This window comes from Paenibacillus azoreducens, from assembly GCF_021654775.1.
GTDB lineage: Bacteria > Bacillota > Bacilli > Paenibacillales > Paenibacillaceae > Paenibacillus_AQ > Paenibacillus_AQ azoreducens.
Window position 1 is genome coordinate 2,621,075 of the sequence record NZ_AP025343.1, and the last position, 19,388, is coordinate 2,640,462.

At 50.1% G+C, this 19,388-nt stretch carries 23 protein-coding genes; all 23 read left to right on the forward strand.

Translation table 11 applies throughout. The features are described from left to right. Nucleotides 1–72: 72 nt before the first annotated feature. The 23 genes from spoIIIAA to recN all read left to right on the forward strand — a co-directional run bounded on the left by spoIIIAA (nucleotide 73) and on the right by recN (nucleotide 19,351). Nucleotides 73–1,065: a stage III sporulation protein AA gene (spoIIIAA, locus tag L6442_RS11165; protein ID WP_212978578.1), complete on the forward strand. Its 993-nt coding sequence runs from the start codon at nucleotides 73–75 to the stop codon at nucleotides 1,063–1,065. Next, nucleotides 1,058–1,576, forward strand: coding sequence for a stage III sporulation protein SpoIIIAB (gene spoIIIAB / locus L6442_RS11170; RefSeq protein ID WP_212978498.1), 519 nt, complete (start codon nucleotides 1,058–1,060; stop codon nucleotides 1,574–1,576). The genes spoIIIAA and spoIIIAB overlap by 8 nt, the downstream gene beginning before the upstream one ends. Before the next feature lie 14 nt (nucleotides 1,577–1,590). Then, nucleotides 1,591–1,794, forward strand: coding sequence for a stage III sporulation protein AC (spoIIIAC, locus tag L6442_RS11175; RefSeq protein ID WP_036714303.1), 204 nt, complete (start codon nucleotides 1,591–1,593; stop codon nucleotides 1,792–1,794). 9 nt (nucleotides 1,795–1,803) lie between these two features. Beyond that, on the forward strand, nucleotides 1,804–2,193 hold the full coding sequence (gene spoIIIAD, locus L6442_RS11180; protein WP_194230274.1) for a stage III sporulation protein AD: 390 nt from the start codon (nucleotides 1,804–1,806) through the stop codon (nucleotides 2,191–2,193). An 18-nt stretch (nucleotides 2,194–2,211) separates the two neighbouring features. Continuing rightward, nucleotides 2,212–3,399, forward strand: a complete 1,188-nt coding sequence (gene spoIIIAE / locus L6442_RS11185; RefSeq protein WP_212978497.1) for a stage III sporulation protein AE — start codon at nucleotides 2,212–2,214, stop codon at nucleotides 3,397–3,399. A 15-nt stretch (nucleotides 3,400–3,414) separates the two neighbouring features. Then, nucleotides 3,415–4,158, forward strand: a complete 744-nt coding sequence (gene spoIIIAF / locus L6442_RS11190; protein ID WP_212978496.1) for a stage III sporulation protein AF — start codon at nucleotides 3,415–3,417, stop codon at nucleotides 4,156–4,158. 17 nt (nucleotides 4,159–4,175) lie between these two features. Next, nucleotides 4,176–4,817, forward strand: a complete 642-nt coding sequence (gene spoIIIAG, locus L6442_RS11195; RefSeq protein ID WP_212978495.1) for a stage III sporulation protein AG — start codon at nucleotides 4,176–4,178, stop codon at nucleotides 4,815–4,817. 137 nt (nucleotides 4,818–4,954) lie between these two features. After that, nucleotides 4,955–5,803, forward strand: coding sequence for a SpoIIIAH-like family protein (locus L6442_RS11200; protein ID WP_212978494.1), 849 nt, complete (start codon nucleotides 4,955–4,957; stop codon nucleotides 5,801–5,803). A gap of 145 nt (nucleotides 5,804–5,948) precedes the next feature. Further along, complete coding sequence (accB, locus tag L6442_RS11205) at nucleotides 5,949–6,440, forward strand: acetyl-CoA carboxylase biotin carboxyl carrier protein (RefSeq protein ID WP_212978493.1); 492 nt, start codon at nucleotides 5,949–5,951, stop codon at nucleotides 6,438–6,440. A 30-nt stretch (nucleotides 6,441–6,470) separates the two neighbouring features. Further along, nucleotides 6,471–7,814, forward strand: coding sequence for an acetyl-CoA carboxylase biotin carboxylase subunit (gene accC, locus L6442_RS11210; protein ID WP_212978492.1), 1,344 nt, complete (start codon nucleotides 6,471–6,473; stop codon nucleotides 7,812–7,814). A gap of 230 nt (nucleotides 7,815–8,044) precedes the next feature. Continuing rightward, nucleotides 8,045–8,452 carry an Asp23/Gls24 family envelope stress response protein gene (locus tag L6442_RS11215; RefSeq protein ID WP_194230268.1) on the forward strand — a complete coding sequence of 136 codons (408 nt, stop codon included), beginning with the start codon at nucleotides 8,045–8,047 and terminating at the stop codon, nucleotides 8,450–8,452. Nucleotides 8,453–8,566: 114 nt separating this feature from the next. Further along, nucleotides 8,567–9,106 carry an alkaline shock response membrane anchor protein AmaP gene (gene amaP, locus L6442_RS11220; RefSeq protein WP_212978491.1) on the forward strand — a complete coding sequence of 180 codons (540 nt, stop codon included), beginning with the start codon at nucleotides 8,567–8,569 and terminating at the stop codon, nucleotides 9,104–9,106. A gap of 14 nt (nucleotides 9,107–9,120) precedes the next feature. Then, nucleotides 9,121–9,354 (forward strand): DUF2273 domain-containing protein, encoded by a 234-nt coding sequence (locus L6442_RS11225; protein ID WP_194230266.1) that lies wholly within the window; start codon nucleotides 9,121–9,123, stop codon nucleotides 9,352–9,354. A gap of 166 nt (nucleotides 9,355–9,520) precedes the next feature. Continuing rightward, entirely contained in the window at nucleotides 9,521–9,982 is a 462-nt protein-coding gene (nusB, locus tag L6442_RS11230; RefSeq protein ID WP_212978490.1) for a transcription antitermination factor NusB, read from the forward strand. A gap of 78 nt (nucleotides 9,983–10,060) precedes the next feature. After that, entirely contained in the window at nucleotides 10,061–10,918 is an 858-nt protein-coding gene (gene folD / locus L6442_RS11235; RefSeq protein WP_212978489.1) for a bifunctional methylenetetrahydrofolate dehydrogenase/methenyltetrahydrofolate cyclohydrolase FolD, read from the forward strand. Between the two features lie 11 nt (nucleotides 10,919–10,929). Further along, complete coding sequence (xseA, locus tag L6442_RS11240) at nucleotides 10,930–12,285, forward strand: exodeoxyribonuclease VII large subunit (protein WP_212978488.1); 1,356 nt, start codon at nucleotides 10,930–10,932, stop codon at nucleotides 12,283–12,285. Then, nucleotides 12,282–12,545 (forward strand): exodeoxyribonuclease VII small subunit, encoded by a 264-nt coding sequence (gene xseB, locus L6442_RS11245; protein WP_272880331.1) that lies wholly within the window; start codon nucleotides 12,282–12,284, stop codon nucleotides 12,543–12,545. Before xseA ends, xseB begins: the two co-directional genes overlap by 4 nt. Next, nucleotides 12,517–13,443 carry a polyprenyl synthetase family protein gene (locus L6442_RS11250; RefSeq protein WP_212978487.1) on the forward strand — a complete coding sequence of 309 codons (927 nt, stop codon included), beginning with the start codon at nucleotides 12,517–12,519 and terminating at the stop codon, nucleotides 13,441–13,443. The genes xseB and L6442_RS11250 overlap by 29 nt, the downstream gene beginning before the upstream one ends. Nucleotides 13,444–13,606: 163 nt before the next feature. Further along, nucleotides 13,607–15,514 carry a 1-deoxy-D-xylulose-5-phosphate synthase gene (gene dxs / locus L6442_RS11255; protein ID WP_212978576.1) on the forward strand — a complete coding sequence of 636 codons (1,908 nt, stop codon included), beginning with the start codon at nucleotides 13,607–13,609 and terminating at the stop codon, nucleotides 15,512–15,514. 27 nt (nucleotides 15,515–15,541) lie between these two features. Continuing rightward, complete coding sequence (locus tag L6442_RS11260; protein WP_212978486.1) at nucleotides 15,542–16,402, forward strand: TlyA family RNA methyltransferase; 861 nt, start codon at nucleotides 15,542–15,544, stop codon at nucleotides 16,400–16,402. Nucleotides 16,403–16,625: 223 nt separating this feature from the next. Further along, nucleotides 16,626–17,108 carry a hypothetical protein gene (locus tag L6442_RS11265; RefSeq protein ID WP_212978485.1) on the forward strand — a complete coding sequence of 161 codons (483 nt, stop codon included), beginning with the start codon at nucleotides 16,626–16,628 and terminating at the stop codon, nucleotides 17,106–17,108. Between the two features lie 27 nt (nucleotides 17,109–17,135). Next, entirely contained in the window at nucleotides 17,136–17,597 is a 462-nt protein-coding gene (gene ahrC, locus L6442_RS11270; RefSeq protein ID WP_194230259.1) for a transcriptional regulator AhrC/ArgR, read from the forward strand. A gap of 17 nt (nucleotides 17,598–17,614) precedes the next feature. Further along, a complete protein-coding gene (gene recN, locus L6442_RS11275) occupies nucleotides 17,615–19,351 on the forward strand; it encodes a DNA repair protein RecN (RefSeq protein ID WP_212978484.1) in 1,737 nt (578 codons plus the stop codon). The last annotated feature ends 37 nt before the right edge of the window (nucleotides 19,352–19,388 follow it).

Here is a 19,388-nt window from a genome sequence, read left to right on the forward strand (position 1 = left end):
GTATAAAACATCTACTAGACTATAAAACGCAAAGATTACGCGATTAAGAGAAGACAGCTTGGGGGTGGTCTTATTACGAATCCAAACTGGCTCGAATTGTTTCCCGACCGGATCAAGTCCATCCTGCTGGAGCTTCCGCGGGATCATCTCGCAAGGCTCGAGGAAGTCCGCCTGCGTGAAGGCAGACCGCTCGAGGTGAACGAGTCGGGGGGACATCGTTTCGTAACCGGTCAAGGGATGCTTACATTAGATGAGGACAAGGCGTACAGGCCCAGCCGGGATGACGGGCGCAGATTTTTGGATCTGATCAGCAATCATTCCTTGTATACGCTCGAAGAAGAGCTCCGCAAAGGGTTCATTACGGTTCCAGGCGGACACCGTATCGGTCTTGCGGGCAGAACCGTTCTGTCGGGTGGCAAAGTGGAGCATATCCGCGATATCAGCGGCTTTAACATCCGGATCGCACGGGAGGTACGGGGCGCGGGGGATGAAATTCTGCCGTATCTCCGTGACGATAAAGAACGAAGAATCAAGCATGCGCTGATCATCTCCCCGCCGCAGCATGGCAAGACGACGCTCCTGAGGGATTTGGCCAGACAGATCAGCAGCGGAAAGATAGGGGAAGTGCCGCCAAGCGGATTGGGAATGAAAGTTGGCATCATTGACGAACGGTCGGAAATTGCCGGAAGCTTGCGCGGCGTCCCGACATTTGATGTTGGACCGCGGACGGACGTGATGGATGCGTGCCCGAAAGCCGAAGGCATGATGATGATGATCCGTTCAATGTCCCCGGATGTTCTTATCGTTGATGAGATAGGACGGGAAGAAGATGCGGAGGCGGTCACTGAGGCGCTGAATGCCGGCATCACCGTCATAGCTTCGGCCCATGGCAGCAGTCTTGAAGAGCTTCAGAACCGCCCGGCCTTGAAGAGGCTGGCGGATAACCGGATGTTTGAGCTGTATGTTCTCCTGCACCGGAGCCGGGGAAAGACGGCGTTTCGCCTCATGGATCGGCAAATGCGGGTACTGCAGCTTTCGGCAAAGGGGGAGGCTTGGCATGCTTAAACTCTTTGGAGCGGTGCTCATTTTGCTGTCCGGAACGCTGGCGGGTTTTCATCAGGCGGCCCGGTTTGCGGCAAGACCGAAGCAGATCAGGGAATTGATTCTAGCGCTGCAGCGGCTTGAAACGGAAATATCCTACGGATTTACTCCTCTCCCCGATGCATTCAGAAGGATGGCTGAACAACTTGGAGAACCGCTGCGGAGCATCTTTGGAAGCGCCTCGCAACATATGACATCGGGAAGAGGGATGACGGCCCAGGAAAGCATCCAGCGGTCCCTGCGCGAGAACTGGAAGCGGACCGCAATGAAGGCGCCGGAACGTGATATTTTGCATCAACTCAGCTTTACGCTGGGAACAAGCGACAGGCAGGATCAGATCAAGCATATTGCCCTGGCCGCCCAGCAGCTGAAACATGAAGAAGCGGCAGCAAGAGACGAGCAGGCCAAATATGAAAAGATCAGCAGAAGTCTCGGGTTATTGATTGGAGCATTGATCGTCATTTTGATCTTTTAGCGAGGTGCCAAGGAATGAACTTTGAAGTGAACGCAATTTTCCAGATTGCGGGAATCGGCATCATCATTGCGATGATTCATACGGTACTCAAGCAAATGGGGAAAGAGGATATGGCTCATTGGGTGACGGTCATCGGCTTTGTCGTGGTGCTGTTCATGGTCGTCCGGCTGCTTGATAACCTGCTGCAGGAGATCAAAACCATTTTTCTGTTCCACTAGGGGTTGCATATGGAAATTATACAGGTGGTGGGTCTTGGAATCATAGCTACAATTCTGATTCTGGTCGTCAAAGAGCAAAAACCGATGTTTGCTTTTCTGCTGGCTGCGGCAACAGGCGTCATGATCTTCATGTTCCTTATGGGGAAAATCGGCACAGTCATCTCGGAACTTGAGCGGATGGCCAGATCCTCCGGCGTCGAAATGATCTACCTTAAAACCATACTCAAAATTATCGGTATTGCCTACATCGCCGAATTTGGCGCACAGGTGGTAAGGGATGCTGGACAGGAGAACATCGCTTCAAAAATCGAGTTGGCTGGCAAAATGCTGATCATGGTGCTTGCTGTACCAATCATCGGCATCATTATCGAAACTGTACTGAAATTGCTGCCCTCATAAAAGAAAGTGGGAATACCCATGCTTGAAATTAAGCGGCGGGATCATCGGCACTTCATCATTTTTCTGGTTTTGTTTTTGCTGGTAGGGACAACTCGGGTGTTCGCGACTTCGCCGGCCGATGAATGGATCAAACAGCAGGCGGAAATGTTGCCGAAAGATCAGGTGGAATCTTACTGGGAAAACTTGATGAAGGATTACGGAGGTTTTTTCCCGGATCAGAAAGTTCCTTCCTTTATGGATATATTGCTTCCCGGTGGTGAAAGCTTCAACGTCAAAAGCGTGTTATCAGCCTTGGGTTCCTTTATGTGGCATGAAGTGGTGTATAACGGAAAGCTGCTGGTGACCATCGTGATGCTGAGCATCATGAGCATGATTTTGGAGACGCTGCAATCGGCTTTTGAACGAAAAACCGTCAGCAAAGTTGCATATTCGCTGTGTTACATGGTCATTATCGTTTTAGCCATCAACAGTTTTAATGTGGCGATCGGATACGCCAAGGAAGCGATCGACCGCATGATCGATTTTATGATGGCCATGCTGCCGCTGCTGTTCGCGCTCCTTGCATCCATGGGCAACGTGGTCACGGTCTCGGTAACGCATCCGCTCATTATTTTCATGATCAATACCGTCGGGACGCTGATTTATACATTGATTTTTCCCCTTCTTTTCTTTTCGGCGGTACTGCATCTCGTCAGCTCGCTATCCGATAAATACAAGCTCACGCAGCTGGCGAATCTGCTCCGCAACATCAGCGTAGGGTTTCTCGGCGTGCTGCTAACGATTTTTTTGGGAGTCATTTCGGTCCAAGGGATTACCAGCTCGGTTACCGACGGAGTCACGATCAGGGCGGCTAAATATGTATCGGGCAGTTTCATCCCGGTTGTGGGGAAAATGTTCGCGGATGCCAGCGATACAGTCATTTCTGCTTCACTGCTTATCAAAAATTCCATCGGTCTGGTTGGAGTTATCATTATCCTTTTCCTATGTGCATTTCCGGCTGTCAAAATATTGGTTCTTGCTCTCATTTACAATGTCTCGGCCGCCATTATGCAGCCGCTGGGCGATTCGCCGATCACAACCTGCCTGGAAACGATAGGGAAAAGCATGCTGTACGTCTTCGCCGCATTGGCAGCGGTCGGACTGATGTTTTTTCTGGCGATCACGATCATGCTTACGGCGGGGAATGTGACTGTCATGATGAGGTGAGGAAGGAGGCGGAAGATGAGCTGGCTTAGCGGTTGGCTGAAAGAAATCATCATGGTGGTGCTGCTGGCTACCTTCGTGGATCTGATCCTCCCAAGCAGGTCCATGGAGCGTTACGTCAAGCTGGTATTGAGCCTTCTGATATTGCTCACTCTTCTTAGCCCCTTGATCAAATTGCTGACGGAAGCGACAGACCTCAAACTTGCAGGCGCTTTTAACCGGATTAATCAACAGTCCGGAGCCGCCGGACCAAGCCTTAGGCAAATTATGAACCAAGCGGACCAGATGAAAAGCCGCCAGCAGCAGCAGTCGCTGGAATGGGCCGCAAAAGAAGTTGCCGCGCAGATGAAAGAGCAGGTTCAAAAAGAAAGCGGCAAGCGCGCCGCTTCCGTCAAGGTAGTCCTGGGCATGCAGGAGGGGCGTGAAGCCGGGGGATCGGGCGGCCAACCGTATATCAAAGCGGTTACCGTGGTTTTGCAGCCTGAAGAAAAGCCCTCTTCAAAGCAGGATCAACCAGAGGGTTCGGAACCTTCCGGAGATATCGGCATCGAGCCTGTGAAGCCCGTGCAGGTTGAGGTCGATATGAATGAGGACAATCATTCGGACTCCGGGAATGCTCCTGCGAAAACAGCGGGAACGGCCATAGACGACGACAGCGGAGAACAGGCAAAAGCCATTAAAAGGATGCTGGAAAACAACTGGGGGATCGAACAGGAATCCATCGTGGTCCAAACCGGGCCGTCGGAGAACCGCAAGCTTTAATAAAAGAGGTGATAAGCGTGGGGAAGTGGTTCAAAAAGCTGGAGCAATGGATCGGCGGTGGCGGGCAGGGGAGCGGCAACAGGATCAACACCTTCCGCTGGCTGATCATCGTCGGTCTGATCGGGGTGGCGATCATACTCTTCAATTCATTCGTCAATGTCAAAAAAATTGATAATGAAAATATCGGCAGAGAGCCGCCGGCGGCATCGACAACGAAGGAAACCTTCCAGAATAACGCCGCGGAGCCGAATGCATTCATCAGTATAGAGGAAGCCGCCGAGGACAAGATGAAAGGGATTTTGGAAAAAATAGTCGGCGTGGGTACGGTGGACATCATGGTTACCGTAGACTCTACAGAAGAAATCGTATACCAGAAAAATGTAAAGGATTCGCAGCAGCAGTCGGACGAAAATGATGCAAACGGAGGCAAACGGCATACAACGCAGTACACACGGGACGGCGAAATTGTGACCTATGAGCAGTCAGGAGCGCAAACCCCCATCATCACCAAAAGAGTGAAGCCGCAAATCCGCGGCGTGCTGATTGTAGCCAAAGGCGCGGAAAACGAGGTCGTCAAGGAGTTGATCGTCGATGCGGTAGAGAAGGGGCTTAATGTTCCGGGATACCGGATCTCGGTGGTGCCGCGTAAACAGGGGTAAGCAAACTTCCAAATGCGTGTTCAAAAAGGGCGGTTTTCAGCACCGAGAAGATTGGATGAAGTTAGGGACTGATCAAAAGTGGACTTTTTGAACAACTTCTTTAAATAATCAGTTCAAAAATGAGGAGGATTTAAGTAATGAACAGTAAAAGACAAACGATTTGGTTAGTATCCATGCTGAGCTTGATGGTCGTGTTATCCGCTTACTACCTGTTTACGGATGACTCGGGTCCAACGAAAACGCCAGCGCCGGTTGCGGAGCAGGTGAACAGTAAGGATAAAACGCCTGCCAAGGGGACAACTGCCGAAACCAAGGAAAACGGAGTCGGCGTTACCGAAGTGATTACAGACGGCAAAGTCAATGACAATGCCGGGGCGGTCAAAACGGATGAAAGCGGCAAAGACGCCGCCAAGAACACACCGAAAGATACGGCCAAAAATACGGCGGGCGACAGCACGGGCAAATCGACAGAGAAAACGGATGGCAAGGATCAAAAGGATCAAGCCGCAGCGGATAAAGCGGCGGCCGGCAAAACGGCTTCCACCGGCAAGAAGGACGATAAATCCACAGCTCAGACAGGGAAAAGCGATGATGATGTGCTGAAGGAAGTAGCTGCGCAAAAGAGCAGCGGAGCCAGCAAAATTGAAGACTATCTTTTCAAACGCTCACAGGACAATGTGAAAAAACATAATGATCTGATGGCTGCGATGAATGACATGAGCAAAGATCCGGCCGAAACGGCCAAGGCAAGCGAAGAAATTACCGCTTTGGAAAATAAAGAAAGCAAAATTGAGGGAATCGAAGAAGAGCTGCAGCAGAAATATTCCTTCGCCAACGCTGTCGTGAAAGAAGAAAACGATAAGTACCAAGTGCTCGTTCTCAGCGATAAACCTGATGTCAAACAGGCAGTAAGCATTGTTCAACTGGTTATGAAAGAGCTGAACGTCACTCAAGACAAAGTAAGCGTTCAGTATATGGCGCCTTAAAAATACGCGAGAACACTTGAAAAATGTCGAAAGAGCCCCGGATATCCTTGGGCTCTTTCCATTTCTTTCGTTTGTGTTATAATACATATCGTTATGTGTATGTATGTCCGGAAGCCGACGCTTCCCTTGAAGGAGTGAATTGTATATGTTGAAGTTAAGCGAAATCAAGGAATTAATACAATTGGTCGATCAGACCTCTGTGCATGAACTGGATATTGAATTGGAAGGCACGCATTTGACCATCCGCAAGGCCAAACCTGCTGAAATCGTTACAGCGCAGGCTGCACCTCAGTATATCCAGGTTCCTCAGCAGGCCGCTCCTCAATTTCAGACAGCGCCAGCAGCGGCCGAATCCGTTCAACCAGCAGCGGGCGCCGAACAAGCTGCCGATCCTTCCCTACATAAAATCGTATCTCCTATGGTCGGCACTTTCTACAGAGCCCCATCCCCTGAAGCGGGTCCTTTTGTTAACGTCGGAGATAAAGTGAACGAAAAATCAACCGTCTGCATTATCGAAGCGATGAAGCTGATGAATGAGCTTGAAGCCGAAGTTAAAGGCGAAATCGTTGAAGTCCTTGTGGAAAACGGACAATTGGTTGAATTCGGACAGCCTCTGTTTCTGGTGAAAACGGAATAAACACCGCATGATGAAAGGGAGGTTACTTGCATGAAATTTCATAAAATCCTGATTGCCAACCGCGGCGAAATCGCCGTCCGCATCATCCGGGCCTGCCGGGAACTCGGCATTTCCACGGTTGCCGTCTACTCTGAAGCGGACAAGGAAGCACTTCATGTCCGTTTGGCGGACGAAGCTTACTGCATCGGTCCAAAGCTGTCCAAAGATAGTTATTTGAACTTTACCAATATTATGAGCGTAGCCACTTTGACCGAATGCGATGCGGTTCATCCGGGATATGGTTTCCTGGCCGAAAATGCCGACTTCGCTGAAATCTGCGAATCCTGCAACATTGCTTTTATCGGACCGTCTGCGGATGCCATTAACAAGATGGGGGATAAATCCGTAGCGAAACAAACGATGAAAGCGGCCGGGGTACCGGTAATTCCGGGTTCCGATGGTTTGGTGCAGGACTTGGACGAAGCGGTGATGATCGGCCGGGACATCGGTTATCCCTTGATTATCAAGGCTACCGCAGGCGGTGGAGGCAAAGGCATCCGGATCGCCGAGGACGAGCAGGCATTGATCAAGCAAATTACCGCTGCCCAGCAGGAAGCGCAGAAAGCTTTCGGCAACGCTGGCGTTTACCTTGAAAAGTTCCTGACTGGCATGAAGCATGTGGAGATTCAAATCATGGCCGACAAACACGGCAATGCGGTGCATTTGGGCGAACGCGATTGTTCGGTTCAGCGCCGCAGACAAAAGCTTGTCGAAGAATCCCCATGTCCGGTATTGACGCAGGAAGTCCGCGAGCGCATGGGAGAAGCTGCGGTGCGTGCAGCCAAAGCGGTTGACTATAGCGGTGCGGGCACGCTCGAGTTTCTGCTTGGACCCGACGGACAATTTTATTTCATGGAAATGAATACGCGCATTCAAGTAGAGCATCCGGTAACGGAAATGGTTACTGGCGTGGATTTGATCAAAGAAATGATTTCGGTTGCGGAAGGCAATCCGCTATCATTCTCCCAGGGCGACATCGTGATCAACGGCAGTTCGATCGAATGCCGAATCAATGCGGAAGATCCGGATCGCAACTTCATGCCTGCACCTGGTAAAATCGAGTTTTACCTGCCTCCGGGCGGACCGGGGGTACGGGTGGATAGCGCCGCTTATCAGGGCTATTCGATCCCTCCGTTTTACGATTCCATGATTGCCAAATTGATCGTGTGGGCGCCGACCCGTGAAGAGGCAATCGCCAAAATGAAGCGGGCGTTGTCCGAGTTCGCCGTTGAAGGCATTCATACGACGATTCCGTTCCATTTGAAACTGATGGAGCATCCTGTTTTTAATAGAGGCGATTTTGATATCAAATTCCTGGAGGAAAACGACATCTGATCTTCATGAGGATGTTTGTCATGATTCTCCTTTAATGTTATATTATGAGGATAAGAACACATCTATCGGCGTGCTTTTCTGAAGAAACAGAGGCCATGATTGGCGGATGTTCCTGAGAAATATGAACTTCCGGCGAAGCGTGAGACGCTTAAATTGGGTGCTCTGTGAAGGGAAGCACTCCGACTGGGTGTAGCGGTTATCTATTCCATCTGAAAGGTGTGTAAGCCTTAATGAGCACAGTACCGAATGAATTTGAACGTACGGATATCGGTGAAATACAGATTGCACCTGAAGTGATTGAGGTTATCGCGGGTCTTGCGACGGTTGAAGTCAAAGGTGTTGCCGGAATGAGCGCGGGGTTTGGCGGCGGCATTGCCGAACTGCTGGGACGCAAAAATTTGTCCAAAGGCGTAAAGGTTCAAGTCGGCCAACGCGAAGCTTCCGTGGAGGTTTCCGTCATTATTGAATATGGCCATCGTCTGCCGGAAGTGGCTTCGGAGATCCAGCGCAATATTAAGCGGTCCATCGAAATGATGACAGGCCTTAACGTTATTGAAGTGAATGTGCATATCCACGATGTGCATTTCAAAAGCGCCGAAAAAACGGAAGAAACCGATCCCGGACAGCGCGTGAAATAAAGAAGGACTGCGGGAATGGACTAAAGCATAACAGGCTTTGGTTCATTCTATCATGTCATGTAACCCCCGACATATGTCGAGGGTTTACTCTAATTTAAGGAGGCTGTGCTGTTCATGGCCAAAATACTGGATAGACTTTTGCTGTTTATTTACAGCTTAAGCATCGCAATCATAAGTGCATATGCCATCCTCCGTTGGAGTGGTTTGGTTCCCGGGTTGCAAGAGTACTTAAACTCAACCCAGCTCCAAGTGGTAAGCATTACGGTTTCGGCTGTGCTGCTTTTGCTTAGTGTCCGGTTTTTCTATATTTCCATCCGGCGCGAGCGCGTCCATATTCCATCAATCGATCAGCGCACGGAATATGGCGATATTCAAATTTCGGTGGAAACCATCGAGAACTTGAGCCTTAAGGCTGCAGCAAGAGTTCGTGGAGCCAGAGATTTGAAAGCACGGATCCGCGTGACGGAGGCAGGACTTGAAATCATGATACGTGCCGTCGTGGAAGGCGATCTTTCGATTCCGACCATGACAACGGACATTCAGAAGCAGGTTCATGATTATCTTCAAGAAACAACAGGGATACCGGTATCGAGCGTGGCTGTATATATTGCCAACGTTGCCCAGTCGACGGCGATTAAGAGCAGAGTGGAATAGAGGTGATCATCCCAATGATTTGGAAGGAAATATGGGAGAGTCACAGAGGACGGATTATCGGCATTGCCGGTGGAATCTTTTTTGGTTTTATTTATTTGTTTGCTGGTTTTTGGGATATGTTGTTCTTTGCATTGGTTGTGTTCATAGGATATACTGCCGGCAAAAGGAAGGACTTGCGTCTAGGGTCTTTTTTTCGCTGGAGTGAAATAGGACAGTGGCTCTCCGAGCGCTGGCGCCCCTTTAAATGAACCCCGTGATATCTTTCTCCGGAAAAAAGAGCTGCAGCTTCAACATGCCCATTTTCTGGTGAAATATATTGCGGATTTTTTTTGAGATTATAGGATTGTGCAACAATCTTTGTTCAGCAACCCATACTAATGAAAGTGCATTTATGACTGGTTCAGGAGGAACATAATGAAAAGACGCTTAGCAAGGGAAATCGTCGTGCAAAGTTTATATCAAATGGAAATGAATGAGGTGGACAGCGCAGAAGCGGTGGAGATGCTGCTGAATGAAGCGGCGGAAGAAAATGACACCGAACGCGTCATCACCAATGAAATCAAGCTGAAGGAATATGTGCTTGATCTTGTTAACGGCATTTGGAGCCATAAACAAGTGATTGACGGTCTGCTGGAAAACTACCTGAAAGGTTGGCAAATCAGCCGACTGTCGAGAGTGGACCGCCAAGTTCTGCGATTGGCTGCATATGAGCTGCTGTATTCGGATGATGTGCCCGCTAAAGTTGCGGTTAATGAAGCGATCGAACTTTCCAAGCATTTCGGTACCGAAGAATCGGGCAAATTCGTTAACGGAGTTCTGGGGAACATGATCCGCGAGCTGGACAAGTTAAAACAAGGGGAAAAAGATCCTTCCTGAATTACGGCTTTACTGTGGCTGAAGGCAGGAACCGGATGTAAATCATAGGATCCATTCAAAGAAGGGGGAGAGAGTGTAATGACAGCAACTATTATCAGCGGTAAACAGGTTTCTGAGGAAATCCGCGGCAGTATTGCCGTAGAAGTAAAGGCATTGGCAGCCAAAGGCGTCGTTCCAGGTCTTGCCGTTGTCCTTGTGGGCGAAGATCCGGCTTCCCAGGTATATGTTCGCAATAAGGAAAAAGCATGTCATGATTTGGGCTTTTACTCCGAGGTTCATCGTCTGCCTGCGGAAACATCGCAAGCCGATTTGCTTGCGCTCGTGGAGAAGCTGAACAGTCAAAATAATATCGACGGCATTTTGGTGCAGCTGCCGTTGCCCGGACATGTTGATGAAAAAGCGGTCATTAATGCGATTGCCGTGGATAAGGACGTGGATGGATTCCATCCGGTCAACGTGGGGAATCTGGTGATTGGCGACGACAGCCTGCTTCCATGCACCCCGGCCGGCGTGATCGAACTCATCAAACGCGCGGGCATTTCGTTGTCAGGCAAACATGCCGTAGTGATCGGCCGCAGCAATATCGTAGGCAAGCCGGTCTCGCTGCTGCTGCAGCGGGAAAACGCAACGGTAACGATGTGCCATTCGCGTACAGCGAATATGGCAGAAATCACACGCCAGGCGGATGTGCTCGTAGTGGCGATCGGCCGCGCCAATTTCATTGATGCAAGTTACGTGAAACCGGGCGCGGTTGTGATCGATGTCGGCATGAACCGGCTTGATAATGGCAAGCTGGCCGGCGACGTGGATTTTGAAAGCGTGAAGGAAGTATCGGGTCCGATTACTCCGGTGCCTGGAGGCGTGGGTCCGATGACTATAACGATGCTGATGCAAAATACGCTGCTTGCGGCAAAACGCCATCACGGCCTCGCGTGAGGGGTTCTGACATGGAATCACAGCGTGTTTTATCAATCAAAGACCTGAACAGATATATCCGGATGAAGCTAGATTCGGATAACTTATTGTCCGATGTGTGGATTCGCGGCGAAATATCGAATTTTACCCATCACTCCAGCGGCCATATGTATTTTACCCTCAAAGACGAAGGCAGCCGCATTCGGGCCATTATGTTTGCTTCGCATAACCAGCGGCTGCCCTTTGTGCCGAAGGAAGGCTCCAAAGTGATTGCAAGAGGCAACGTGACGGTTTACGAACGTGACGGCCAGTACCAGTTTTATGCAACGCATATGCAGCCTGACGGCATCGGCAGTTTGTATCTGGCATTTGAGCAGCTGAAGAAAAAACTGGAAGAGGAGGGTCTCTTTGCTGTAGAGCGCAAGCGGCCCATACCTAAATTTCCGGAAACGATCGGCGTCATTACTTCTCCTACCGGGGCGGCCGTCCGGGATATTATGATCACGCTTGGACGGCGTTATCCGCAGGCGAGAGTCATTTTGTATCCCGTGCTTGTCCAGGGCAAAGGGGCGGCACCTTCAATTGTCCGTGCAATCCGGGACATGAATGAGATGGAAGAAGCCGATGTGCTGATCGTTGGCCGCGGCGGAGGTTCTCTCGAGGAATTATGGGCATTTAACGAGGAGCAGGTGGCCAGAGCGATCCGCGCATCCTTTATTCCGGTTATATCGGCGGTAGGCCATGAAACAGACTTTACCATTGCCGATTTTGCGGCTGATCTTAGGGCCGCTACACCGACCGCTGCAGCCGAGCTTGCGGTTCCGCATTCGGCGGAGCTTCGCGCCGGAATCGAGCAGCGCCAGCGTCTCTTGAAGCAGCTGCTGCTTGAGCGGGTGAAACGAAGCCGCCAGCAGCTTGCTTCACTGCAGCGCTCTCCTGTGCTTGTACATCCGCGCAGGTACTTGCTGCAGCATGCCGAGCGGCTGGATATGCTGAAGCAGCGCCTGCAAGGGAGTATGCGGGCCAAGCTGAGTCAGAGCCGGGAGAAGCAAAGCCGGCTCCACCACGGGCTGATGCGGCATCATCCGCAGGAACAGCTCGCTTATGCCAAGAAACGGTGCGAGTTAAACAGCAAGCAGCTGACAGCTTTAATGCAGGCGCTGCTGAAAAACAAACAGTCGCAGCTGCGCTCGTCGATCAGACAGCTTGACGCCTTGAGTCCACTGAAGGTCATGGCGCGCGGCTACAGCCTCGTTTATGACGAGCAGGAGCAGCGACTCATCAAATCGGTCAATGATGCACAGCTTGGGGATCTGGTCCGAATCAAAGTCAGCGACGGTCAGCTCTCATGCCAAGTATGGGGAATGAAGGAGGATGGACAAGGGTGACGGATAAGGACAATGAATTGAAATTTGAAGATGCGATGATCCAGCTTGAGGACATCGTTGGGGAGCTGGAGCATGGCGATGTTCCGCTGGAAAAGGCCATTGAATTGTTCCAGCAAGGAATGAAGCTGTCGCAGCTATGCAGCCAAAAGCTCGAAGAGGTGGAACGGAAAATTGAAACGATCGTGATCGATGCCGACGGGCTGCGTAAAAAGCCGTTCGGCGCCTCAATTGATGCAAACGGTGGTGACGTACTTGAGTGAACCGGTCTCCTTCAGAGAATATCAACAGCACATCATTGATCGGGTTGCCCAAAGACTGAAGGAGAGTGTGCCTGCGCATTGGCAGGTGCCGTCCACGCTGCGCGAAGCCATGCTGTACTCCTTGATGGCCGGAGGGAAACGTATGCGTCCCCTGCTGGTCATGGCTGCTTGCGAGGCTTTGGAAGGGAATGCGGAGGCGGCGCTTGACGCCGCATGTGCAGTTGAGATGGTGCATACCTACTCATTGATCCATGATGATTTGCCTGCTATGGACAATGATGATTACCGGCGCGGAAAGCTGACGAATCACAAAGTGTTTGGGGAAGCGGCGGCCATTCTGGCCGGCGACGCGCTTCTTACGCACGCCTTTTATTTGGTGGCGCAGCTTAATCGTACTCACGGCGTTCCAGCCGATAGAGTGGTTAATATTACGATGGATTTATCAGAATTGTCCGGCCCTAGAGGCATGGTAGGAGGACAAGCAGCTGATATGGAGGGCGAGCAGGGGCTGACGGAGCTTGCGCAGCTCGAATATATTCACCTTCACAAAACGGCCGATCTGATCGCATTTTCCCTGCTGGCGGGCGGACGAATCGCCGGGGCGAACGAATTACAGCTTGATGCGCTGCGCGTTTTCGGACAAAAGCTCGGGCTTGCATTCCAAATCCAGGACGATATTTTGGATTTGGTAGGCGATGAAACCAAACTGGGCAAAAAAACACAAAGCGACATCAAACAGGAGAAAGTAACATATCCGTATTTTATCGGGCTTGAAGCTTCAAAACGGGAAGTGCGGCGGCTGACCGATGAAGCCAAGGCCGCAGTGGCCGAAGCCGGGTTTTCGAACCCTACGCGGCTGCTCGAAATCGCCGATTTTCTGATGAATAGGGATCATTAAACGGCAAACAGTTTATGTTTGCGTAACGTTTTGTGATATAATGACGAAAAGAATCGCTGTTTCCATATGGAAAGCGTAACCAAATGAAATGAAAAGAGGCTTTTACATGGAAGCCGGACATAATGAAAATATTGATACCATCGAGGAAAGCGGGGAGAACGACGTGCTGCTTCCACAAATTAATCAGCCTGAACAAATCAAATCTTTATCGGTTGAAAAACTCACTTCTCTGGCGGCCGAAATCCGTCAATTTCTGATTGAAAAGCTGTCCGTAACCGGAGGGCATCTCGCATCGAATTTGGGAGTGGTGGAACTCACGCTGGCCCTGCATTACTGTTATGACAGTCCACGCGACAAATTTATTTTTGATGTCGGGCATCAGGCTTATGTTCACAAAATATTGACCGGCCGGATGGATCAATTCGATACCCTCCGCAAGTACAAAGGTCTGTGCGGTTTTGTGAAAAGAAGTGAAAGCGAGCACGACGTTTGGGAGGCCGGACATAGCAGCACATCGCTGTCCGCGGCGATGGGGATGGCGCTGGCCCGGGACTTAAAAGGCGAAAATAATAAAGTCATCGCCGTTATTGGCGACGGCGCCTTGACCGGGGGGATGGCTTTCGAAGCCTTGAACCATATCGGCCATGAGCAAAAAGATTTGATGGTCGTTTTAAACGACAATGAAATGTCGATCGCTCCGAATGTCGGCGCGATGCATAATTATCTGAGCAAAATCCGCTCCGACCGCCATTATCTTCGGGCCAAGGAAGAACTTGAGATTATGCTGAAGAAAATTCCGGCAATCGGCGGCATGTTGGCCAAAACGGGCTCCCGCCTGAAGGAGAGCCTGAAATATATGATGGTGCCCGGCGTGTTGTTCGAAGAGCTGGGACTTACGTATCTCGGTCCGGTTGACGGGCATGACCTGCAGAAGCTGATCGAGACATTTAAACAGGCAGATAACGTGCGCGGCCCGGTGTTTGTCCATGTCCTGACAACGAAGGGCAAGGGCTATAAACCGGCTGAAGCCGATTCTCATAAATGGCATGGCATTTCGCCGTACAAAATCGAGTCCGGTAAAGAGCTTAAATCCGTTGGGAATCCGATGTACACCGATGTCTTCAGCAAAACGCTGATCGAGCTTGGGGAAAAGGATCCGAGGATCGTCGCCGTTACGCCGGCTATGCCGAAAGGCTCGGGGCTCATTGAGTTCAGCGAAAAATTCCCAAGCAGAATGATTGATGTCGGGATCGCTGAACAGCATGCGGCCACCATGTGCGCAGCGCTGGCGATGGAAGGCATGAAGCCGGTATTTGCGGTTTATTCGACCTTCATGCAAAGAGCGTATGACCAGATTGTTCATGACATTTGTCGCCACAACGCAAACGTGATGTTTGCAATCGACCGTGCCGGTTTCGTCGGGGCGGACGGCGAAACGCATCAAGGCGTCTTTGACGTGGCCTTTTTGCGGCATGTCCCGAATTTGGTTTTGATGATGCCGAAGGATGAAAACGAGCTGCGCCATATGATGAAAACGGCGCTTGAATATGATGACGGGCCGATCGCCTACCGTTATCCGCGGATTAACGGACTCGGCGTGCCGCTGGATGAGAAGCTGGTTTCCATCCCGATCGGAAAATGGGAGACGGTGCGCGAGGGCGAAGGTTATGCGGTATTGGCTGCCGGCCCTATGGTTCAGGTTGCTTTGGACGCGGCGGAGCAATTAAAACGTGAAGGAATCAACCTCCGCGTCGTTAACGCCCGCTTCTTGAAACCTCTGGATGAAGATATGCTGCTGGAGCTTGCGAATTCCCATACCAATATGATCGTGCTGGAGGAAGCCTGCGAAGCGGGAAGCCTTGGCAGTGCGGTGCTTGAGTTTTACGCAAGCAAACATATTTTTGATGCGAGAGTGTCCCTGATGGGCGTGCCGGACCGTTTTATCTTACATGGCAGCGTCAAAGATCAGCGCGAGGATACCGGACTTACCTCAGAGGCCGTATGCGTCGAAATCAAAAAACTGATGTCCCTGCATTCGTTCGGAATGGGCAGAGCGGGATATACTTCTTAAGCCGGAAACGAAAACCAGGAGATAAACATGAATTCGCCAAAAGAACGGATTGACATCCTGCTGGTCGAGCAGGGATTTTTCGAGAGTCGCGAAAAGGCCAAAGCCGCCATCATGGCCGGTTTGGTGCTTGCGAATGAAGAGAGAATGGAGAAGGCGGGGATGAAGATCCCGCGGGATGCAGCCATTCGCGTCAAAGGCGCCGTCCATCCTTATGTCAGCCGCGGGGGACTTAAGCTTGAAAAAGCGATACGAACCTTCGGTTTAGATATGAAGGACAGAACGATGCTCGATATCGGTTCCTCCACCGGAGGATTTACGGATTGCGCGCTTCAGCACGGAGCCGGCTATGTATATGCGATTGATGTGGGTTCCAATCAGCTGGATTGGTCGCTGCGGAATGACGAACGCGTCAATGTGATGGAAAAAACCAATTTTCGTTATATGACGCCTGCGGATTTGACCGGACCTGAGCCGGATTTTGCAAGCATTGACGTTTCCTTCATTTCTCTCCGCATCATTTTGCCGCCGCTGCAAGAGCTTTTGAAGCGCCCGGCGGACGTGGCCGCATTAATTAAACCGCAATTTGAAGCCGGCCGTGAGAAGGTTGGAAAATCCGGGGTTGTTCGGGAACCGTCCGTTCACCGGGAAGTGCTGATGAATATTCTTGCCTTCGCCCATGACTTAGGGTTCGAACTAAAGGGTTTGACTTTTTCGCCGATTACGGGTGGTGAAGGCAACATCGAATTTTTGGCCCATTGGCATTTAAGCGGGGAAGAGTGCGAAAAAGGGAAAGAATCCGCGGAAGAGTTTAATGAAAAACTCCATGCTACCGTTGATCCAATAGTGGCTGAAGCCTCGAATACATTTACGGGAAACTCATCCAAGTGATGGGTTTCTTTGCTTTCGTAGATCATCTGCCTTGAAGTACTTGTCTAAAAGTGTTTAAAAAGCAAATTGATGAGAACGTTTGTTTGGTATATAATAGAAATAAAAAGTTGATGTTATGCATTTCTTTTTGCTTTAATAAATTTATTGGACATGGCTTGCTTTCTAAGCGTGAAAAAAGGAATTTCATCCGATACCCGCGAATTAAGACGATGAGGTGATCGGGATGGAAGAACGGGTGGACTGGCTCGTCATGCTTCTGATTGGCTTATTGATTTTGATTTGGATCGCATACGGTATCAGGTCATGGTTATTTAAACCGCTGCCTGCCCGTGTGCCGGATATGCCCATAAATGATGTTATTCCCGATCATCCGGCAGTGGATTTGCTGGAAAAGGCAGGGTATGAAGTATTTGGCGGCAAGATTAAAATTCCGCTGCTGTTTGAAGTGAATGGGGAAGATTTTCATAGCCGATTGTTTATTGATTTTCTTGCCAGAAACGATGAAGACAGAACTTATCTCGTCAAAGTGGCAAGAAACCGCCTGCCGATGGACTGGACGGGCAGCTCCATCCGCGATCGCCTGCTGCCGTATTTTTTACTTTATCCCGGATGCGCAGGAGTTCTTTACGTGGACGTGGAGAATGCTGAGGTTGCTTGCATACATTTTGATTGGGATGAAGAAGATTGGAATGGATATGATGAATAAATATAAGTTTCTAGCAGGAGGTACTTTATGAAAGGTCAACGACATATCAAAATCCGGGAGATTATTACGCATCAGGATATCGAAACGCAGGATGAACTGGTGGAGGCGCTGCGCGCCGAAGGGTTTCAGGTCACGCAAGCAACGGTATCGCGCGATATTAAAGAACTGCTTTTGATTAAGGTGCCGATGGATGATGGACGGTACAAATACTCGCTCCCAACAGACCAGCGCTATAATCCGATTCAGAAGTTGAAGCGAGCGCTTGTGGACAATTTTGTCCATATCGACTACACCAATAATCTGGTAGTAATGAAATGCTTGCCTGGTACGGCGAACGCGATCGCGGTGCTGCTGGACAACATGGAATGGAATCAGATCATGGGGACGATTTGCGGCGACGATACGATTCTGATGATCTGCCGCACGAATGAGGACAGCGAAAGTCTGGTCAACATGATCATGGGATATATTGGCGGCAGTGCGCATTAAACGGGGGTGCTTTTTAAATGCTGATGACATTAAGTATTCGGAATCTGGCCGTGATCGAAGCGGTGGATGTGTCATTTCATGCAGGGTTTCATGTGCTATCAGGGGAAACCGGAGCGGGTAAGTCGATCGTTATCGATGCTTTGAGCCTGATTGCAGGTGGAAGAGGTTCGGCCGATTTGGTCCGGTACGGATGCGATAAAGCAGAAATCGAGGCGATGTTTGAACTGCAGCAGACTCATCCTGCATGGAGCGCACTGGAACAATTCGGTGTAAAAGCCGATCCTGAAGAGCATTTAATTATCCGGCGGGAAGTGAATAATCAAGGGAAAAGCACTTCCCGCATTAATGGGCATCTCGTTAATCTTACCATGCTCCGGGAAATCGGAGAACAGCTCATTAATATACACGGCCAGCATGAGCATCAGAACCTGTTGCGTGCTGACCGTCATTTGCATCTCCTCGATACATATGGAGAAGCCATTATCGGCCCGATAAAAAGGCAATATCAGGAGAAATACGCAGAGTTTTCGAAAGTCGAAAAGGAATACAGGGAGCTAATCAGCAACAGCCAGAAAACATATCAAATGCTTGATTTGTATCGTTTTCAGCTGGAGGAAATTTCAACGGCTTCTTTAAAGTCGGGCGAAGATGAATGGCTAATGGAAGAACGGGTGAAGCTATCCCATAGCGAGAAAATGATGGACTCTGTTTCCGAAGCCTATAACCTGATATACGGTCAGCAGGGGCTTGAAACGGTTAGCACGGCTATCTCGCGGTTGGAGGATGTCGCGGCATACGATGAAAAGGAACTGAAGCCTATCTTGGAACAGCTGCAATCGGCTTATTACCAGCTTGAAGACGCTGCCTTCCAGCTTCGGAACTACCGTGACGATATTGAGTTTAATCCCGAACGCCTGAATGAAGTGGAAGAAAGACTTGATCTAATTACATCCCTGCGCCGAAAATATGGCGAAACCGTCGATGAAATTTTGACTTATTACAATAGCATTTTGCAGGAAACCGATGCGCTGGAGAATAAGGATGAACGTCTGGAAGAACTGAAAATCCGCCGTGACGAAATGCTTGAGGATTTGATTGCTGCAGCGAAGGAACTAAGCGAAGCGCGGCAATTATGTGCTTCCGATCTGGCCGGTCAAGTGGAGAAAGAACTGAAGGATCTGCATATGGAAAGGACCTCTTTGGAGGTCAGATTGGAGCGATTTGAGGATCCGAAAGGCGCCGATATTGATGGACGCAAAATCAAGCTGACCCGCCAAGGCATCGATACGGCCGAATTCATGATTTCACCCAATCCAGGGGAACCTTTGCGCCCGCTTAGCAAAATTGCGTCAGGGGGCGAACTTTCCAGAATGATGCTTGCCATGAAAAGCATATTTGCAAGGCATGATCGTATTCCGGTATTGATTTTTGACGAGGTTGATACTGGTGTCAGCGGAAGAGCGGCTCAATCGATCGCCGAAAAGCTGGATAAGCTTGCGGAGAACTGTCAGGTGTTCTCCATTACGCATCTGCCTCAGGTTGCCTGTATGGCGGATCATCAATACCTGATTGAGAAAAACATTGAAGATGAACGAACCATGACTCGTGTGGAGGAGCTTACCGATCACGGGCGCGTAGAAGAGCTGGCGCGTATGCTTGGCGGCGTTGAAATTACAGAAAGAACGCTCCATCATGCCCAAGAAATGTTGAAGCTGGCGGAGCAGCGGAAGGCTGTCAAGACCGCACCAGCGTAATGATTGACAGTAATAAAAGCCTGGGGGCAGGGCAATC

Excerpts from the sequence above, each read along its gene's own strand:
- spoIIIAB (WP_212978498.1), top strand. The coding sequence starts at position 1,058 with ATGCTTAAACTCTTTGGAGCGGTGCTCATTTTGCTGTCCGGAACGCTG.
- amaP (WP_212978491.1), top strand. The coding sequence starts at position 8,567 with ATGGCCAAAATACTGGATAGACTTTTGCTGTTTATTTACAGCTTAAGC.
- accC (WP_212978492.1), top strand. The coding sequence starts at position 6,471 with ATGAAATTTCATAAAATCCTGATTGCCAACCGCGGCGAAATCGCCGTC.
- spoIIIAE (WP_212978497.1), top strand. The coding sequence starts at position 2,212 with ATGCTTGAAATTAAGCGGCGGGATCATCGGCACTTCATCATTTTTCTG.
- ahrC (WP_194230259.1), top strand. The coding sequence starts at position 17,136 with ATGAAAGGTCAACGACATATCAAAATCCGGGAGATTATTACGCATCAG.
- spoIIIAF (WP_212978496.1), top strand. The coding sequence starts at position 3,415 with ATGAGCTGGCTTAGCGGTTGGCTGAAAGAAATCATCATGGTGGTGCTG.
- L6442_RS11200 (WP_212978494.1), top strand. The coding sequence starts at position 4,955 with ATGAACAGTAAAAGACAAACGATTTGGTTAGTATCCATGCTGAGCTTG.
- spoIIIAC (WP_036714303.1), top strand. The coding sequence starts at position 1,591 with ATGAACTTTGAAGTGAACGCAATTTTCCAGATTGCGGGAATCGGCATC.
- L6442_RS11250 (WP_212978487.1), top strand. The coding sequence starts at position 12,517 with ATGCAAACGGTGGTGACGTACTTGAGTGAACCGGTCTCCTTCAGAGAA.
- nusB (WP_212978490.1), top strand. The coding sequence starts at position 9,521 with ATGAAAAGACGCTTAGCAAGGGAAATCGTCGTGCAAAGTTTATATCAA.
- folD (WP_212978489.1), top strand. The coding sequence starts at position 10,061 with ATGACAGCAACTATTATCAGCGGTAAACAGGTTTCTGAGGAAATCCGC.
- L6442_RS11215 (WP_194230268.1), top strand. The coding sequence starts at position 8,045 with ATGAGCACAGTACCGAATGAATTTGAACGTACGGATATCGGTGAAATA.
- L6442_RS11260 (WP_212978486.1), top strand. The coding sequence starts at position 15,542 with ATGAATTCGCCAAAAGAACGGATTGACATCCTGCTGGTCGAGCAGGGA.
- recN (WP_212978484.1), top strand. The coding sequence starts at position 17,615 with ATGCTGATGACATTAAGTATTCGGAATCTGGCCGTGATCGAAGCGGTG.
- L6442_RS11265 (WP_212978485.1), top strand. The coding sequence starts at position 16,626 with ATGGAAGAACGGGTGGACTGGCTCGTCATGCTTCTGATTGGCTTATTG.
- L6442_RS11225 (WP_194230266.1), top strand. The coding sequence starts at position 9,121 with ATGATTTGGAAGGAAATATGGGAGAGTCACAGAGGACGGATTATCGGC.
- spoIIIAD (WP_194230274.1), top strand. The coding sequence starts at position 1,804 with ATGGAAATTATACAGGTGGTGGGTCTTGGAATCATAGCTACAATTCTG.
- xseA (WP_212978488.1), top strand. The coding sequence starts at position 10,930 with ATGGAATCACAGCGTGTTTTATCAATCAAAGACCTGAACAGATATATC.
- accB (WP_212978493.1), top strand. The coding sequence starts at position 5,949 with ATGTTGAAGTTAAGCGAAATCAAGGAATTAATACAATTGGTCGATCAG.